This is a genomic window from Pseudorhodoplanes sp. (assembly GCA_032027085.1).
Classification (GTDB): domain Bacteria; phylum Pseudomonadota; class Alphaproteobacteria; order Rhizobiales; family Xanthobacteraceae; genus Pseudorhodoplanes.
In genome coordinates this window covers 2,694,203-2,712,049 of record JAVSMS010000001.1, presented here as the reverse complement: position 1 = coordinate 2,712,049, position 17,847 = coordinate 2,694,203, and the positions used below count along the sequence as shown (strand labels likewise).

General features: G+C 59.2%; 11 protein-coding genes. 1 reads left to right on the top strand and 10 read right to left on the bottom strand.

The annotated features are described in order from the left end of the window. Positions 1-7: 7 nt before the first annotated feature. The 10 genes from narJ to RO009_13010 form a co-directional block, all read right to left on the bottom strand. A complete protein-coding gene (gene narJ, locus RO009_13055) occupies positions 8-730 on the bottom strand; it encodes a nitrate reductase molybdenum cofactor assembly chaperone (GenBank protein MDT3685956.1) in 723 nt (240 codons plus the stop codon). After that, positions 730-2,253, bottom strand: a complete 1,524-nt coding sequence (gene narH, locus RO009_13050; protein ID MDT3685955.1) for a nitrate reductase subunit beta — start codon at positions 2,251-2,253, stop codon at positions 730-732. The genes narJ and narH overlap by 1 nt, the downstream gene beginning before the upstream one ends. Further along, positions 2,250-6,014 carry a nitrate reductase subunit alpha gene (locus RO009_13045; GenBank protein MDT3685954.1) on the bottom strand — a complete coding sequence of 1,255 codons (3,765 nt, stop codon included), beginning with the start codon at positions 6,012-6,014 and terminating at the stop codon, positions 2,250-2,252. The genes narH and RO009_13045 overlap by 4 nt, the downstream gene beginning before the upstream one ends. Before the next feature lie 12 nt (positions 6,015-6,026). Further along, positions 6,027-8,774, bottom strand: a complete 2,748-nt coding sequence (locus tag RO009_13040; protein MDT3685953.1) for an MFS transporter — start codon at positions 8,772-8,774, stop codon at positions 6,027-6,029. A gap of 344 nt (positions 8,775-9,118) precedes the next feature. Continuing rightward, positions 9,119-10,627, bottom strand: a complete 1,509-nt coding sequence (locus tag RO009_13035) for a DASS family sodium-coupled anion symporter (protein MDT3685952.1) — start codon at positions 10,625-10,627, stop codon at positions 9,119-9,121. A gap of 312 nt (positions 10,628-10,939) precedes the next feature. Then, the gene (locus RO009_13030; GenBank protein ID MDT3685951.1) at positions 10,940-11,995 is read right to left on the bottom strand and encodes a mandelate racemase/muconate lactonizing enzyme family protein; all 1,056 of its coding nucleotides are present in this window, start codon (positions 11,993-11,995) and stop codon (positions 10,940-10,942) included. A gap of 28 nt (positions 11,996-12,023) precedes the next feature. Then, positions 12,024-12,896: a fumarylacetoacetate hydrolase family protein gene (locus tag RO009_13025; GenBank protein ID MDT3685950.1), complete on the bottom strand. Its 873-nt coding sequence runs from the start codon at positions 12,894-12,896 to the stop codon at positions 12,024-12,026. Positions 12,897-12,906: 10 nt separating this feature from the next. After that, positions 12,907-14,262, bottom strand: a complete 1,356-nt coding sequence (locus tag RO009_13020; protein ID MDT3685949.1) for an MFS transporter — start codon at positions 14,260-14,262, stop codon at positions 12,907-12,909. 51 nt (positions 14,263-14,313) lie between these two features. Further along, positions 14,314-15,009: a dienelactone hydrolase family protein gene (locus RO009_13015; GenBank protein ID MDT3685948.1), complete on the bottom strand. Its 696-nt coding sequence runs from the start codon at positions 15,007-15,009 to the stop codon at positions 14,314-14,316. 92 nt (positions 15,010-15,101) lie between these two features. Beyond that, positions 15,102-16,217, bottom strand: coding sequence for a cupin domain-containing protein (locus tag RO009_13010; protein MDT3685947.1), 1,116 nt, complete (start codon positions 16,215-16,217; stop codon positions 15,102-15,104). A gap of 181 nt (positions 16,218-16,398) precedes the next feature. Here RO009_13010 and RO009_13005 point away from each other — a divergent pair, with 181 nt between their 5' ends. Continuing rightward, positions 16,399-17,193 (top strand): IclR family transcriptional regulator, encoded by a 795-nt coding sequence (locus RO009_13005; protein MDT3685946.1) that lies wholly within the window; start codon positions 16,399-16,401, stop codon positions 17,191-17,193. Positions 17,194-17,847 lie beyond the last annotated feature (654 nt).

Sequence of the window (17,847 nt, the reverse complement as noted above, 5' to 3'; positions counted from 1 at the left end):
CGTCTCCTCAGCGTGTCGGCAGAACAGGTCGTGAAGTTTCTGGCATGCCCGGAGCCGGACGAAGGCCGGCGCGGACGCGCGCGATCAGGCCGTCCTTGCAGCCACCACCGGCGTTTGGACCGAATTGCACCGGCGCGTCTTCCCAAGCGGCGTCAAGCGCAGCGAAATCGTCGGCGTCCGGATCTGGCTCGCTGAGAATGGCGGCGACGTCCTCGCCTTTCGGCTTGGCCTTGGCCAGCGAGACCAGCGCGCGGAAGACGGATTCATAAGATGAATCCCGCTTGCGCAGCCGTTCAGCAAGCGCCGCCAGGATATGGACTGGCTGACCCAGCAGATCATAGGCTTCGGCGCGCGGCCGCGTCGACAGGAATTCAAGGAACAGCGGCACGAAATCCGGCAGTTCCGAGGTGCCGATCTCGAGGCCTTTTTCGGCATAGAGATTCTGCAGATCGATCATCGCCTGGCCGCGATCACGGCTCTCGCCGTGCACGTGCTCGAACAGATGCAGTGAAAGCGACCGGGTGCGGTCGAACAGCAGCACATAACGCTCCTGCAGGTCGTAGAGATCGCGGCTTTCGATCTCGTCGAGCAAAGTCAGCACCGCACGCAGGACAGCCGCCGGCAGGAGCTTCTCCGCTGCGAGGACGGTTTTCATCTCACCCGCGGCCTGCTGCAGTTCAGCGGTCGGATAGCTGAGCAGCGCCGATAAAACCTTGAAGGTTCTGGTCATCACGCCACCTCCATGGGGGTTTTGGCGCGAGATTTCGGCGTGCCAAACAGATTGACCTCACTGGTGCCGCCGGAGCACCCGTTCCCGAACGAGAAGCCGCAGGAGCCGCGCAGATCGTAGGCGTCCTCGCCCAGTTCGCGATGCGCAGTCGGGATCACGAAGCGGTCCTCGTAATTGGCGATCGCCATGATCTGGTACATGTCCTCGATATTCTGGCCGGTGAGGCCGACGCGCTTGGCGATGTTCTCGTCGAGCACGCCGTCGACCGTTTTCGCCCGCATGTAGGCCCGCATGGCGAGCATGCGTTCAAGACCGAGCGCGACCGGCTCCTCCTTCCCTGCCGTGAGCAGGTTGGCGAGATATTTGAGCGGGATGCGCAGCGAACGCACATCCGGCATCTCGCCGTCATGCCCGATCTTGCCGGCGGCAGCCGCCGACTGGATCGGCGACAGCGGCGGCACATACCAGACCATCGGCAGCGTGCGGTATTCCGGATGCAGCGGGAAGGCGACTTTCCATTCCATCGCCATCTTCCAGATCGGCGAGCGCCGCGCGCCTTCCAGCCAGGCGTCGGGAATGCCGTCCGCCCGCGCCTGCTCGATCACCCGCGGATCGTTGGGATCGAGGAACACCGACAGTTGCGCCTCATAGAGGTCCTGCTCGTTGGGAACGCTCGCCGCCTCTTCAATGCGGTCGGCATCATAAAGCACAACACCGAGATAGCGGATGCGGCCGACGCAGGTTTCCGAGCACACGGTCGGCTGACCCGCTTCGATGCGCGGGAAGCAGAAGATGCATTTTTCGGATTTTCCGCTCTGCCAGTTGTAATAAATCTTCTTGTAGGGGCAGCCCGAGACGCACATGCGCCAGCCGCGGCACTTGTCCTGGTCGATCAGGACGATGCCATCCTCCTCTCGCTTGTAAATGGCGCCGGACGGACAAGCGGCAACGCAGGCCGGGTTGAGGCAATGCTCGCACAGCCGCGGCAGATACATCATGAAGGTGTTTTCGAACTGGCCGTAGATATCCTTCTGCACACCCTCAAAATTGTAGTCCCGCGAACGCTTGGCGAATTCGCCGCCGAGGATTTCCTCCCAGTTCGGGCCCCATTCGATCTTCTCCATGCGTTCGCCGGTCACCAGCGAGCGCGGACGCGCGGTTGGAAACGCCGGCATTTCCGGCGCCTTTTGCAGATGTTCGTAATCGAAGGTAAAGGGCTCGTAATAGTCGTCGATTTCCGGCAGATCGGGATTGGCGAAGATCTTCGCCAGCACCCGCCATTTTGAGCCGATCTTCGGCTCGATCTTGCCGTTGCGCTTGCGCACCCAGCCACCGTTCCAGCGGTCCTGGTTTTCCCAGTCCTTTGGATAGCCAATGCCGGGCTTGGTCTCGACGTTGTTGAACCATGCGTATTCCATGCCTTCGCGGTTGGTCCATACGTTCTTGCACGTCACCGAACAGGTGTGGCACCCGATGCACTTGTCGAGATTGAGCACCATCGCGATTTGAGCGCGGATTTTCATTCTGCAGCCTCCAGATTGCGGGCGACGGCCAGCGGCTCGGGCTGATCGGCGGTCGGCGTGTCGAGCCAGTCGACCTTGCTCATCTTGCGCACGATCACGAATTCGTCTCGGTTCGTGCCGATCGTACCGTAATAGTTGAAGCCATAGGACAGCTGGGCGTAGCCGCCGATCATGTGCGTCGGTTTCACCACCGCGCGTGTCACAGAATTATGGATGCCGCCGCGCTGGCCAGTCATTTCCGATCCTGGCACATTCACGATCTTCTCTTGCGCGTGATACATCAGGCACATGCCTTGCTTGACACGTTGAGAAACCACGGCGCGCGCGACCAATGCACCGTTGGCATTGTAGGCTTCGATCCAGTCGTTATCGACAATGCCGGCCGCCTTGGCGTCAACCTCGCTGATCCACACAATCGGACCGCCGCGCGACAAGGTGAGCATCAGCAGATTGTCGGTATAGGTGGAGTGGATGCCCCATTTCTGATGCGGCGTAATGAAGTTGAGAACGATCTGCTTTTCGCCGTTCCGCTTCAGGTCGATCACCGGCTTGACTGCCTTCAGATCAACCGGCGGCCTATACACGCAGAGCGCCTCGCCAAAGGCTCGCATCCACAGATGATCCTGATAGAGCTGCTGGCGCCCGGACAAGGTCCGCCATGGGATCAGTTCGTGGACATTGGTGTAGCAGGCATTGTAGCAGACCTTCTCACTCTCCAGCCCGGACCAGACCGGTGATGAGATGATCTTGCGCGGCTGCGCGACCACGTCGCGGAAGCGGATCTTCTCGTCCTCCTTCGGAATGGCGAGATGAGTGTGGTCGCGGCCGGTGGTCTTGGACAATGAATCCCATGCCTTGACCGCGACCTCGCCGTTGGTTTCGGGCGCCAGCGTGAGAATGACCTCCGTCGCGTCGATGTCGGTGTTGATCCGGGCAAGCCCCTTGGTCGCGCCTTCCTCAGTTACGACGCCGTTCAGCTTCTTGAGGAAGTCAACTTCATGCTCGGTGTTCCAGGCCATGCCCTTGCCGCCGTTGCCGAGCTTCGACATCAGCGGGCCGAGGGAGGTGAAGCGCTTGTAGAGATTCGGATAGTCGCGCTCGACCACCGTGACCGCCGGCATGGTCTTGCCGGGGATCGGCTCGACCTCGCCCTTCTTCCAGTCCTTCACATCCAGCGCCTGCGCAATTTCGGCCGGGCTGTCATGCATGATCGGCGTCATCACCACATCTTTCTCCGCGCCGAGCACTTCCGGCGCGACGCGTGAAAACGCCTTGGCGATGGACTTGTAGATTTCCCAGTCGCTCCTCGCCTCCCATACCGGGTCCACCGCCGCAGTGAGCGGGTGAATGAAGGGATGCATGTCGGAGGTGTTGAGATCGTTCTTCTCGTACCAGGTCGCGGTCGGCAGAACGATATCGGAATAGACGCAGGTCGTGGACATGCGGAAATCAAGCGTGACCAGCAGATCGAGTTTCCCGATCGGCGCGTCATCATGCCAGACCACATCCTGCGGCTTTTTCCGACCGCTCTCGCCCAGATCCTTGCCCTGCACGCCATGCGTCGTGCCGAGCAGATGCTTGAGGAAATATTCGTGGCCCTTGCCCGAGGAGCCAAGCAGATTGGAGCGCCAGACGAACATGTTGCGCGGCCAGTTGTCCGGATGATCCGGATCCTCGCAGGCCATTTGCAATTCGCCGGATTTCAGCGCCTTGGCGACATAGTCCTTGGCATCGAGCCCAGCCGCTTCCGCTTTTTTCGCAATCGCGAGCGGATTCTGCCGGAGCTGCGGCGCCGATGGCAGCCAGCCCATGCGTTCGGCGCGCACATTATAGTCGATCAGCGCACCGTCCCATGGCCCCGGAGGCGCGGTCGGCGACAGGATTTCCTCGACGCCCACGGTCTCATAACGCCACTGGTCGGTATGCGCATAAAAGAATGAGGTTGAGTTCTGTTGGCGCGGCGGCCGGCCCCAGTCGAGCGCGAATGCCAGGGGAAGCCACCCCGATTGTGGCCGCAGCTTCTCCTGCCCGACATAATGAGACCAGCCGCCACCCGACTGACCGATGCAACCGCACATCACCAGCATGTTGATGACGCCACGGTAATTCATGTCCGAGTGGTACCAGTGGTTCATCGCGGCGCCGATGATCACCATCGAACGGCCCTTGGTCTTCTCGGCATTCAGCGCAAATTCGCGCGCCACGGTGATGATCTGGTCGCGCGGTACGCCGGTGATCTTTTCCGCCCAGGCCGGCGTATAAGGTACATTCTCGTCGTAGGATTTGGCGACATGGCCGCCGCCGAAGCCGCGATCGACGCCGTAATTCGCGACAAACAGGTCAAACACGGTCGCCACCAGCGCTTCGCCGTCGGAGAGCTTCACCTTCTTCACCGGAACGCGTCGCTCCAGCACACTGGGGTGCGCGTCGCCGACGAAATGTTCGTGATCGAGATTGCCGAAATATGGGAAAGCCACATCGACGATCTCATCATGCGCGCTTTCCAGAGACATGCGAAGGCTGGTGTCACGTCCTTCGGAATCCTTCTCCTCCAGATTCCACTTGCCTTTCTCGCCCCAACGGAAGCCGACCGAGCCGCGCGGCACAACGATACTTTCCGAAGTTTCGTCGAAGGCGACGGTTTTCCATTCCGGATTGTTGGTCTCGCCGAGGCCGCCGGCGAAATCGGAGGCGCGCAGCATGCGCCCCGGAACCAACTCGCCGTCCTTCTTGTCGAGACGCACAAGCATCGGCATGTCGGTATATTGGCGGACATAGTCCTCGAAATACTGCGCCTGACGGTCAATGTAGAATTCGCGCAGGATCACGTGCCCCATCGCCATGGCCAGCGCGGCGTCGGTGCCCTGCTTCACCGAAATCCATAGGTCGGCAAATTTCGATGCTTCCGAATAATCCGGCGTGATCACAACGCTCTTGGCGCCGCGATAGCGCGCCTCGGTGTAGAAATGCGCGTCCGGCGTACGGGTCTGCGGAACGTTGGAGCCCCAGAGGATCAGGAAGCCGGAGTTATACCAATCCGCGCTTTCAGGCACGTCGGTCTGCTCGCCCCAGGTCTGTGGAGAAGACGGCGGCAAGTCGCAATACCAGTCATAGAACGACATGCAGACGCCGCCGAGCAGCGACAGATAACGCGAGCCCGCTGCGTAGGAGACCATGGACATGGCCGGAATCGGCGAGAAACCGATGACGCGGTCGGGTCCGTGCTTCTTGGCGGTGTAGGCATTGGCCGAGGCGACGATCTCAGTCACCTCGTCCCAAGTGGCGCGCACAAAGCCACCAAGACCACGCTTGGTGGTATAGGCCGCGCGCTTTTTCGGGTCCTCCACGATCGAGGCCCAAGCCGCGACCGGCGTGCGCATCGCCCGTGCCTCGCGCCACAGCTTGAGCAGGCGCGAGCGCACAAGCGGATACTTCACGCGATTGCCGGAATACAGATACCAGGAATAGCTGGCGCCGCGCGAGCAGCCGCGCGGCTCGTGATTGGGAAGCTCGGGGCGCGTACGCGGATAGTCGGTCTGCTGCGTTTCCCAGGTGACGATGCCTCCCTTCACGTAGATTTTCCAGGAGCACGAGCCAGTGCAATTCGCGCCATGCGTGGAGCGCACGATTTTGTCGTGCTGCCAGCGCTTACGATAGCCGTCCTCCCAGCGCCGGTCTTCGCGCGTCACGATGCCGTGGCCATCGGAGAAATCGTCGACGACACGATTGAAGAAAGTCAGGCGATCCAGAAAGTGACTCATTATCGCATCCTCTCACTGTGCCGGCTGCGTGACCGCGGGCAGCTTGCCGCCGCGTTCGATATCGCGAAGCAGGCCACCCCGCCGCGTGTAATAGAACCACGTTGCCAAAACGCATGTGACATAGAAGCCCATAAAGCCCCAGAGCGCGGCTTCCGGCCCCCCGGTCAGCGCAATCGAGGAGCCATAGCTCTTTGGAATGAAGAATGCGCCATAGGCCGCCACGGCGGACGTAAATCCAATGATGGCCGCCGATTCCATGTCGGCCTGCCTGTTCCGGTCAACCGCGCTCATTTGCGGCTCCAGGCGCGGCATTTCAGCACGCATGATGGCGGGAATCATCTGGAAGGTTGAGGCATTGCCCACGCCCGTCGCGAAGAAGAGAATCATGAACATCACGAAGAAGCCGGTGAAGGCGTAGGGCTGATCCTTGATGCCGAGGAAGTAGAGCACGCCCCCGACCGCGGCAATCATCAGGAGGAAAACCCAGAAGGTGACGCGCCCGCCGCCATAGCGATCCGACAGCCAGCCTGTAGCCGAGCGCGACAGCGCGCCCACGAGCGGTCCGAGAAACACGAGTTTCAGCGAATCGACCTGCGGGAACTGGGTCTTGGCCAGTAGCGGGAAACCCGCCGAATAGCCGATGAAGGAACCGAAGGTGCCGGTATAGAGCAAGCACATGATCCAGTTATGCTTGCGCTGGAAGATCACCGCCTGATCGGCAAACGAGGCCTTCATCGCGGAAATGTCGTTCATCCCGAACCACGCCGCGAAAGCGGACGCGGCGATGAACGGCACCCAGACGAATCCCGCATTCTGCAGCCACAGCTTGGTGGTGCCGGTGGCGTCGGCCGCCGTCTGCGGATCGCCGCCGAGCCAGCCGAACACCCCGGCGGTGATCACCAGCGGGATGACAAACTGCACCACGCTGACGCCGAGATTGCCGAGGCCGGCGTTCAGCGCAAGCGCATTGCCCTTCTCCGATTTCGGGAAGAAGAAGCTGATATTGGCCATCGACGAGGCGAAATTGCCGCCGCCGAAGCCGCACAGGAGCGAAAGCACGAGGAAGATGATGTAAGGCGTGTCCGGATTCTGCACGGCAAGACCGATACCAACCGCCGGGATCATCAACGACCAAGTCGAAACCGAGGTCCATAACCGACCGCCAAAGATCGGCGGCATGAAGGAATAAAAGATACGCAAGGTCGCGCCGGAGAGACCCGGCATCGCCGCGAGCCAGAACAATTGGTCGGTCGTAAACTTGAAGCCGACCGCCGGCAGTTTGGCGACGACCACCGACCAGACCATCCAGACCGCGAACGCAAGCAGCAAGGCGGGGATCGAAATCCAAAGATTGCGGCGGGCAATTGCGCGGCCTTTCTCGGCCCAGAACGTGGGATCTTCCGGTCGCCAATCCTCGAGCAAGTGCGGCCCGAGCTGGCCGACATGCTTCGGTTCATGGATCGGCTGCATTTCAGGCAGTTCGGGCAGACGTTCGAGTTCGGTCTCGGTCGCTGCGCGCTCCATGCGCCGGATGGCGAGATGCATCCATACAAGCGCCATGGTCGACAGCACGAACAGCAGCATGAAGCAGCTTGTCCATACGCCGGTGAGATCGTTGAGGGCGCCAAAGGCGATCGGCAGCACGAAACCGCCAAGCCCGCCGATCATGCCGACGAGGCCGCCGACCGAGCCGACATTGTTCGGATAATAGACAGGGATATGCTTGTAGACCGCAGCCTTGCCGAGGCTCATGAAAAAGCCGAGCACGAAGGTCAGCGCAATGAAAACACCGAGCCCGATCTCCATGTGGAACGCGATCGGGCCGCGGATGCCTTTTACGACATATTCAGTTGGCGGGTAGCTGAGGACGAAGGTTGCAGCCACCGAGACCATAAAGGTCCAGTACATGACGCGGCGTGCGCCATACTTGTCGGAGAGATGACCACCATAGGCACGGAAAATGCTGGCCGGGACGGAATAAGCGGCGCCGATCATGCCGGCGGTCGCGATATCAAGGCCGTAGACGCCGATGAGATAGCGCGGCAGCCAGAGCGCCAGCGCAACGAAGGCGCCGAAGACGAAAAAATAATACAGCGAGAAACGCCAGACCTGCACATTCTTGAGCGGCTCGAGCTCGAGCCAGGTGCTTTTCGGCTTCTCGCTCCGGGCGCGTCGCTCCACCAGGACGGGATCGTCCTTCGTCGTCAGCCAGAAAATGATCGCCATGATCGCAATCGCGGCCGCCCAGACTTGCGCCACGGCCTGCCAGCCATAGGCAATCAGCACAAACGGCGCCAGAAACTTTGTGACGGCGGCGCCGACATTTCCGGCGCCGAAGATGCCGAGCGCAGTCCCCTGCTTATCGACCGGATACCAGCGCGACACATAAGCAACGCCGACTGCGAACGAGCCGCCGGCAATGCCGACGCCGAGTGCCGCGACCAGCATCTGCGGATAGGTTGTCGCGTAAGTGAGCAGGAAGGTCGCAACCGCCGCCGCCAGCATGGTCAAGGTGTAGACCAAGCGCCCGCCATACTGATCGGTCCAGATGCCGAGAAAGATGCGGATCAGCGACCCGGTGAGGATCGGCGTACCGACGAGAAGACCGAATTGGGTTTCGTTGAGACCGAGATCCTTTTTGATCTGGATGCCTATGATCGAGAAGATGGTCCAGACCGCAAAACACACGGTGAACGCAATGGTTGACATCCAAAGAGCGGTGCCTTGACCGTCCGGTGCCGTTTTCGCCTTGGCTTGCATGGAAAACCCCTGCCTGTGCCGACGTTATTTCGCAACGCACACAAATCATCAGGAGTAAGGGCAGAATGCTTTGCGGTATCTCAAAGTACGCAAAACAGAAAACGCGCCCGTTTAGTTGCGTTTCTTACTTGTTACTTAAAAGTATACCCGAACAAGCGATATCCTGCACAGTCTTGACAAAAATCAAGCTTTTGCCCGTCGCTGCGCGCGCAATCGAATCAACCTGGGCGCGACCTGCCGCTCGATACAATTCATCAATACCGAGCGTCATCAAACACCGAGCACGATGTCACCAAATTAACACTTCCATTTTCGCAGCTTTTTCACGCCGGCGTCGCAAAGCCCTAAACGTAACCAAGCCAGCGCCAGTAGGTCGCGCCGAGCAGCATGACCAGCGCAAAAGCCGCAATGGTAAGCACCAGGCCCGTGCGCACGAAGTCCTTCGCTTCGAAGGTTTCGGTGCCGTAGGCCACCATGTTCTGAGGCGCGTTGACGACCAGAATGAAGCCGAAACTCACCACGAATTGCAGCACCATGGTCATGCCGACAATATTTATTCCCGCCGTTGCAACGCTTTGCAGCACGGCAATCACGATCGGAATCATGGCAGAAGCAAGCGCCGTGGCGCTTGCGAATCCAAGATGAATAACGATCAGGAACAGGCTCATCACGCCAAGGATGAACAGCGCGGTGGCGTTCTTCAGCCCGAACTGGGTCACGACAAGGTCGGCCAGCCAAGATGCCCCCTTGGTTTGCAGCAGGGCCGTGCCGACGCTGATGCCAATTCCGAAGAGCACGATCGTGCCCCACGGAATCCTGGGCTGTGCGTCCTTCCAGGTCATGATCCCGATGCCCGGCAGAAACATCAGCGCGACCGCCGCAACGGTCGTTGACGAGGTATCGAACCGATGCAGCACACCCTCGGTCGCCCAGAATGCGAGCAAGGTCAGCGAAATGGCGAGCAGCTTCTTTTCGGACGCTTTCATCGGGCCAAGTTCGGCCAGCGATTTTCGAATTGAGTCCCGCCCGCCGGGCACCTCCTTCACCTCGGGCGGCATCATCCGCGTCATCACGAAATAGAGCGCCACCGTCATCAGGATACCGAAAGGACCGGCGGCAATGAACCATTCGAGCCAGGTGATGGAAGCGTGCAACGTGCGTTCAATGAAGCCGACAGCAACCATGTTTTGGGCCGCGGCGGTCTTGATGCCGACATTCCAAATGCTGGCGGTCTGTACCGTCGTGATCATCAGCATGCCGGCAAATGCGCCTTTCTTGTTGACGCCGAAGGCGGCGATGATGCCGAGCATGATCGGAACGAGGCAGGCAACGCGCGCGGTTGTCGATGGCACCAGGAAGGCCATGACAAAGCCGACTACGATCGATCCCATCACGACGTGACGCGTCTCTGTGCCGACGCGCGAAAGGATGACCAAGGCAATGCGCTTGTCCAACCCGGTGGCGGTCATGGCGGCCGCAAGGAAAAGCGCGGCGGACACAAGAGCCAGCGCCGTATTGGCAAAGCCGCTGAAAGCAAGCCCCAGGGCACGGCTCGTTCCCAGCAGAATCTTGGGGTTTGCCACGTCCGGCGCCAGGCCCAGCATGAAAGCCATCAGCGCCGCGATCACGGTTGCTGAGACGGCGTAATCGAGAGCCTCCGTCATCCACACGATGACGGCAAAGGCCAATATGGCCAGCATACGGTGCCCGGCGATCGACAACCCCTCAGGAGTCGGCATCATCGCCACAACGATCAGCGCCGCAACCGCAAACAGAAGCCCCCAGTTTGACCGAACCCAAGAGACTTGATTTGACGACTTGGCCGAAGCCGGTCCTGCGTCTGCCTGAGTCATGAAGGTCCCCGTTTGGAAAAGCGAGGGCTCCAAATTGTCACTCCGACAAGTCCGCTCCATTGATGAAGGTCAATACAATTCCTGCCGTTATAACGCCTGCGCACCCGCACAAATGTCAGATGCAGCTAAGGGCTGTCCTTGAGACCCAGCCTTCCTCATGGACTGAGCTGGACGATGCGCCCGCCGCCACTGGAAATCACGCCAGACCCGGCCAAGGCTCTACTCAAATGGAAAGGATTCCAGTTGAGGGCGGGCAAGAGAGACTCGAACCGACGAGTACGATTCACCAAAAAACTAGGTGACCCACCAAGCTCATTGCTTGATCCTTAGACCGTGGCCGGGCTCATTCACGGTGATAATCATCCCTTGGTCATCTATCCGCGGCCACCCCTCAAACGCCTCTTCGATGAGCGGGAATTCTTCGAGCAACAAGGCACCACCGAACGAGCCGTTGAGATGCACAAACAGGCCTGGCAGGAAGTGTGGCGCCACGACTATGCCCGCCTTGGCCGCAAGACGCGCAACCTCGCGGCATGGGGTCAGCCCGCCCGCCATTGCGAGATCGGGCTGCACATAGCTGCAATAGCCATCGGCGATGGCAACAGCAAACCTGTCGATGCCTTGCAAGTGCTCCCCGGTGGAGATCGGGGCGCGGCTTTCAAGCGCGCCAAGTGAGCGATAGCCCAACGGGTCTCCCGAAGGCAGTGGCTCCTCCACAAAGGCGACGCCAAAATCTGCCGCACAGGAAAGGAGTCGCGCCGCGGTTTCCGCCGTACCCTTCTCATTAGCGTCGACCATGATGGCAATGTCATCGCCGACTGCTTTGCGAACAGCTTCGATCACCGCCGCATCTCGCTCATTGGCATTGACTCGCGGTTTCACGCCTCTGAAACCCAGTGCCGCATAGTGCTGCGCAAGATTGACAGAGGCCCCGATCTCACCATCCGGACTGAAGCCGCCGCTGGCATAAACCGGCACCGCGCCCAGATTCCCGCCAAGGGCACGAACCAGCGGAACACCTTCACGCCGGGCCTTCAGATCCCAGTTCGCAACATCAAGCGCGGCAAGCGCGATGACGTTGGGGCCCCCGCCAGTGCGGTTGAAGCTCTTGTCGATTTCCGCCCAGTGCGAAGTGGGATCGGCAACCCGTCTACCGATCAGGAAGCGGTCAGCCAGACCTTGGGCAATGCCGGCGATAAGACCGCCTGCCCCACCGCCTATCACATAGCTGAATCCAAATCCTGCGGCGCCGTCGCTATCCGCGATATCTGCGGTGACGATATCAACCCCTGTGACCCGCGATCCACCGCGAGGCTTGTCGAAACGCAGCTCAACAAGTTTGACCGCAACCGAGGAGATTGTCGCCATGGTGCACCACGCCGCGGCTCGCACGCATCTAGGAAACGCTAACCCGCATCGTGCCAATCCGATCGATCCAGGCCTCCATCACATCGCCGGAATTGACGGGCGCGACGCCGTCCGGCGTTCCGGTCATGATGATGTCCCCTGGATACAGGGTGTACCAACGGGACGCCAGACTGATCAACTCTGGAATACCGACAAGAAGATTGCGCGTTGAGGATTGCTGACGCGTCTCATCGTTGACCTTGATCCAGAATGGAAGGTCATCGGGACTTTCGATCTCATCCCCTGTCACAAGGTAAGGTCCCAGCACGGTGTAGCGGTCCGGCGATTTACGGAAGCTCCGGTCCTCGGGCCCACGCACGGTCATGTCGAGTCCGATGCAATAGCCAGCAACGTGCTTCATACTCTCGCTCGGGCTCACATCCTTTGCTTCCGAGCCTATAACGACGACCAGTTCAATCTCGTGGTCGTTTCTCCGGGTCGGATGAGAGAGCCGAACGCCATCCGACATGCCGCAGACCGATGAATTGGCCTTGAGAAACAACCCGAGCTTATCGATCGGCGTGCGATAACCGTCAAAGCTCGTGTTGAAGGTGTTGTGGTGGATCGCCTCGTCCCTATTCACCTCGCTGACATGCATCGCGTAGTTCAACGGGGCGGCGATCACCTTGTTGGGATTGGCCACCGGGCTATCGAGATGGACTGATGCAAGCGGCACGCTATGGCTGCCCGACACGGCTTCTGCCGCATAGCGCGAGATCGCGCCGATATGGCGGATGATGTGGTCGCCGGGGAGTAGCGGCCAGCGCAATCTAGGCAGCGTGTCGAGAACGGCGGTGATGTCATACACGCGATCGGCCTCGATGACGCCAAGCTTGGTTCCGTTAAACCGGCACAGTTTCATCGACGCACCCTCAGGCTTCCGACGGACGCACCGTAGCGGGCGCCGTTCTTGCAGCGCCGACAAAGGGCAACGCCAGGACGCACACGGCTGCAATGATCGCCGGCAGACCACTGAACAACAGCAGGCGGTCAATGGTCAGGCCAGCAGCGATCATTGTGCCGCCGATCATCGGTCCGACGATCGAGCCGATCCGGCCCACGCCCAGCGCCCAGCCAACGCCAGCCGACCGGCCTGCCGTCGGATAGAACTGAGCCGCGACTGCGTTGGCGCAAAATTGCGCGCCGATCACGAAGAAGCCTGCAAAGAAGATGGTAGCCAGCGACAGTGGGATTGAGGTGACCGCCTGGCCGATAAGCGCCACGAAGACTGCTGCAAGCATATAGGAAAGAGCAAGCACCGCAAACGGTCCGACCTTGTCGCAAAACCGGCTGAGCACAAAGCCCCCGATTACGCCGCCGAGGTTGAGAACGGCGATTGCAACGATGGCGCGTTCCAACGAAACACCGGCAGTCGTCATTACGGTAGGCAGCCAGTTGACCAGGAAGTACAGGATCAAGAGATTCACGAAGAATATTATCCACAGTAGGGCAGTAGCCAGTGCGCGTCCTTCGGTGAACAGCACCCTGACTGGGGAGACCTGCGCAGAGTCCTTCTCCAGAATATCGATTTGCGCGGCGTCGACTTTGGGCCTGTAATTAAAGCGAGTGAGGATCGACGCAAACTGAGCAGACGACCTGTCTTTTTTGGCAAGGTAGCGTACCGATTCCGGCAGTAGCAAAAGAATGATCGGCAACATCAGCAGTGGTGCGATGCCGCCGACATAGAAGATCGACTGCCAGCCGAACAAGCTGATCAGCTTTCCGCCCGCAAGGCCGCCGACGACGGCGCCGATCGGAAACCCGATGAACATGAGGGTCACCATCGTCGTACGGTTACGCTTCGGAAAATATTCCGATGTTAACGCGATGACGTTGGGCATTGCTCCCCCCAGTCCAATCCCGGTCAGGAAGCGGAACAAGAGAAGCTGGTGATAGGTCTGCGCCCAGGCTGTCGCCAGTGCGAAACTGCCAAAGATGACAACAGAGATCAGCAGAATTCCCTTACGGCCATATATATCGGCGATTGGCCCGAACATCAGAGCTCCGATTGTAAGGCCAAACAGTCCGGCCGCGAACACGACACCCATGCTATCGGGCGCAAGCTGCCAAGCCTGCGAAATCACCGGCGCAACGAAGCCGATGGCCTGGGTATCGAAGCCGTCCAGCATTGCAATGCAAAAGCAGATCGCGAAAACAACGACCCGGATACCCGGTGCACTGGAGTCATCAATTACATCATCAAGCGTTATTTTCCGCTCGTCCGTCATTGCGCCCACCCTAGTTTTGTTTGTTTGTGTTTCGTGACTGCCTGCTATTTGCTATGCAGCCGGAAGAATTTCGAGCACCCGGTTTAAGGCCACCGCCGATGCTTTCTCATCGAAAACTTCGGCGCGATGATGATTGAAAAATCCGTGCTGCCCACCCTTGTAGATGTAGACGTTGATGTTCTTCCGGCCGGCCACGCCCGACAAAATGGTCTCAATCTTTTCAAATGGGATGTGCGTGTCTTGGTCGCCGAAATGAAGCTGCGTTGGCATTTGCAATGCGCGCAACTGATCGAGATTGTTCTCAAGCGCCACCCCATAGAATGACACGACCGCGGATGCGGACGGCTCAGCAGCGCCCGCCATAACCGCCAGTTTTCCACCAATGCAGAAGCCGACAAAAGCGGGCGCACCCCGGCATTCCGGACGGCTCTTCAAGGCGTCGAATGCGGCTTTGATGTCCTCGATCCCCTTGGCATGGTCGAAACCCTGCAGCAGCTTGAAACCCTCAGCCCTGCCGGCATCGTCGTAGTGCAGTTGCACATTCGGGCTCTGCCGCCAAAACAGGTCGGGCACCATCACCACATAGCCATGCGCGGCAAGCTTGTTTGCCTTTTCACGCATAGCCCTGTTCACCCCGAAGATTTCCTGTAACAGCACGATGCCGGGGCCGTGCCCCGCCTCTGGGACCACGAGATAACCGCTCATGTGGCCGCCGGAAACAGGAATAGTGACAGTGGAATCTTTCATCGAGGTACCTCAATGTCGGTGAAAAAATGCACGCCGGAGCTGTGACCTGCGCGAAAGAGCGCGTCCGGCGCAGGCATACGCCGGCACCCAAATCAGCTGGGAAGTGCGTTGCCGATTGCAACGATCTCGCCGGTGGCCGTCTTTCGCTCCTCCCACAGGAGGCCGAGCTTTTCGAGCGCCGGCGCATCGGAGACGCAATAGAGAACGGCATCGTTCTTGTCGCTATCGTTCACATGCTTGTGCCAGTGCATCGACGGCACGCAAAACACGTCATTTTCGGCCCAAGCGAATTCCTCGCCGTTAATGATGGTCTGACCGCTGCCTTCGATACAGACATAGACGCCGCCGTTTGAATGGCGATGAGACATCGTGTGCTCGCCGGGGCGCAGAAGCTGCATGGAAAAGTTCTGCGTCTTCTGGATCGGACCACCAGTCATCACGTCGACATAATCGACTATGACGCCATCATAGGGATCGCCTGGCTCGTCGCGCACGGCATTCAGCGCGGCGCGGACATCGGCATATTTCCAATGAAGTTGCGGAGAGCTTGTTCGGTTGCCGACCTCGGTCTGCGCGAAGCGGGGCCGCACGCCACCAAAGCTGAAATGCCGCTTCGAATAGAGGTGGGAGCGCGTTGCCGACTGACGATCAACCTTTTTGCCGTTTTCTTTGTAGTCGAAGCCAAATTTCGCCGCGTTGAACAGCACCGGTACCGGAATATCAAGCATATCAACCCAGATCATTGGAATCTCGCCTTCGTTGCCGTGGTCGTGCCACGACCCACTCGGCGTAATCACCAGATCACCGCGGTCGAGATAACATTTTTCGCCTTCGACCGTCGTATATCCCTTGCCGTCACTTTGCAGCAGCATGCGGCTCGCCGAGGGCGTATGCACATGCGGCTCAAACACCTCGCCCGGCAGATAGAAGCTATAGGCAATATATTGAGTATTGGTCGTATAGGGCTTCGTCATGTCGTAGCCCGGATTGTGCAGAACGAAGGCGCGGCGGTCTGCGAGTTCGTGGGGCACGATGGGGCCCGCCTTCTGGATCAGCGGTTTGAAATCTTTGAAACGCCAGACATGCGCTTTTTCGCGCACTCGCGGCTCGCGTGGCTCCATATCGCCCTGGATGAGCCAGAACGGATAGGCGTTCAGCTTGCTTACCGAATTGTAGATTTCCTGACGCTGAGATTCGACGTCCGACATGACACCCATCCTTCCCTAAGATTCTTTTTGTCTTATATTTTGTAACCTGTATTACTTAATATGACGCACCAGCAGATGTCAACAGCGAGCAGCTGCTAGCCCGTCCAATCTGGTTATTCACCAAGAACGCAGGCAAAACGTGCCAAAGCAGCCCGCCAAGAGACCCCAAGAGGATGCCGACTTGAAAGACGCCGACGACGATCGCCTGGGAATTCAATCAGTTGAGATCGCTGCAACAATTCTGCGCGCGTTCGCTGATCGCGGCGGACTGATGCATCTGCGCGAAATTTCCACGGCAACAAAAATGCATCGTGGCAAGGTGCATCGGTATCTGACGAGCCTTACACGAGGCGGGCTTCTCTACCAGGACGATGCAAGTGGCGCGTACGGCATCGGTTCATTGTCGATCGCGCTCGGCCTTGCCGGTCTGCGGGGACTCGATCCGGTTCGTCTTGCACTGCGCGAAATCCCGGCATTTGCTGACGAGGTGAATGAAACGATCGTGGTGTCGATCTGGGGTGACGTCGGTCCAACGGTGATAGCCATTCAGGAAAGCCGACGGCCCATCACTTTGAACGTACGTGCCGGCTCGATCCTGCCATTACGCCGATCGGCTGCGGGACAGATCTTTGAAGCCTTCATGCCCGAGCAACTGACGGCGCCTGTCCTCGAACGTGAACTAAAGGCAACACCCCAGCAGATGCGGCTGTCAAAGCATCTTCTGCCGCTGGCCGAAGTCCGCCGTCGGCAGATGGCCTTCGTCAAAGGCGATCTCATTCCTGGCATTCACGTGCTTGCCGCACCGGTTTTCAATCACATGGGTAAGCTTTCGCTTGTCGTGGGTGTGCTCGGTCAGCAGGAGACGCTCGATGTCGGTTGGACGAGCAAACCTGCTTTGATGCTCAAGCAGTTCACTGAACGGCTTTCATCTGAACTAGGCTTCAAAATGACAGCATCTCATTCGGCTGACAGGTAAATCACGGGCGATCTTCGACGCCGGTCTCCGCCGCGTGACTTCAAGAAAACGGGAATTTCCTAAAGTATCGTGAGAGATTGTCGTCGAAATCCGAAGTTCTAGACTAAACGGCTGAGGGACGGGCCCGATTCAGGGCTTGTATGGATTTGCGACTGAAAGGATCGGCTGCACCGGAAAGCGATTTACGATCCGATACTTGAGGTATTGCCTTGTGCCGTAAATCGACCTAGATCGTCTGCTGAATTGGCCTCAACGATCTTGGCGCCCGCAACCTTATGAAGCGCGTTGGAGCAGTTTTCTGGCTGTTCGGCTTTGTGGCACTTCTGGCCGCGAGCGTGCCGTCTGTTGCCCATGCGCATGCTGGCCATAGTCACCAGGCACATGTGCATCACCCTGTTGTCAGCACGCCCCAATCGCATGAGCAGGCCGTCACACAACGCTCCGCCGCGGAGTACTCGCAGGCGGCGGCGATAAGCGCCAGCGATTCGATTCCCGTCAGCGATTCGTTAACGATGCCAGACTGCGGTGACCGCGGATGCTGCACCGCCAGTCATTGTACGTCGTGTGCAGCCGTCATCCAACCAATGGTCGGCGATGCCTGGCCTGCCGCCGGCAGCGTTGCCTACGGTGCTTACATGGCGCCGCCCGTGACGA

What these genes read in the sequence shown, in the direction of transcription:
- RO009_13015 (MDT3685948.1), bottom strand. Translation starts at nt 15,009, where the DNA reads ATGAAAGATTCCACTGTCACTATTCCTGTTTCCGGCGGCCACATGAGC.
- narH (MDT3685955.1), bottom strand. Translation starts at nt 2,253, where the DNA reads ATGAAAATCCGCGCTCAAATCGCGATGGTGCTCAATCTCGACAAGTGC.
- RO009_13025 (MDT3685950.1), bottom strand. Translation starts at nt 12,896, where the DNA reads ATGAAACTGTGCCGGTTTAACGGAACCAAGCTTGGCGTCATCGAGGCC.
- RO009_13020 (MDT3685949.1), bottom strand. Translation starts at nt 14,262, where the DNA reads ATGACGGACGAGCGGAAAATAACGCTTGATGATGTAATTGATGACTCC.
- RO009_13030 (MDT3685951.1), bottom strand. Translation starts at nt 11,995, where the DNA reads ATGGCGACAATCTCCTCGGTTGCGGTCAAACTTGTTGAGCTGCGTTTC.
- narJ (MDT3685956.1), bottom strand. Translation starts at nt 730, where the DNA reads ATGACCAGAACCTTCAAGGTTTTATCGGCGCTGCTCAGCTATCCGACC.
- RO009_13045 (MDT3685954.1), bottom strand. Translation starts at nt 6,014, where the DNA reads ATGAGTCACTTTCTGGATCGCCTGACTTTCTTCAATCGTGTCGTCGAC.
- RO009_13040 (MDT3685953.1), bottom strand. Translation starts at nt 8,774, where the DNA reads ATGCAAGCCAAGGCGAAAACGGCACCGGACGGTCAAGGCACCGCTCTT.
- RO009_13035 (MDT3685952.1), bottom strand. Translation starts at nt 10,627, where the DNA reads ATGACTCAGGCAGACGCAGGACCGGCTTCGGCCAAGTCGTCAAATCAA.
- RO009_13010 (MDT3685947.1), bottom strand. Translation starts at nt 16,217, where the DNA reads ATGTCGGACGTCGAATCTCAGCGTCAGGAAATCTACAATTCGGTAAGC.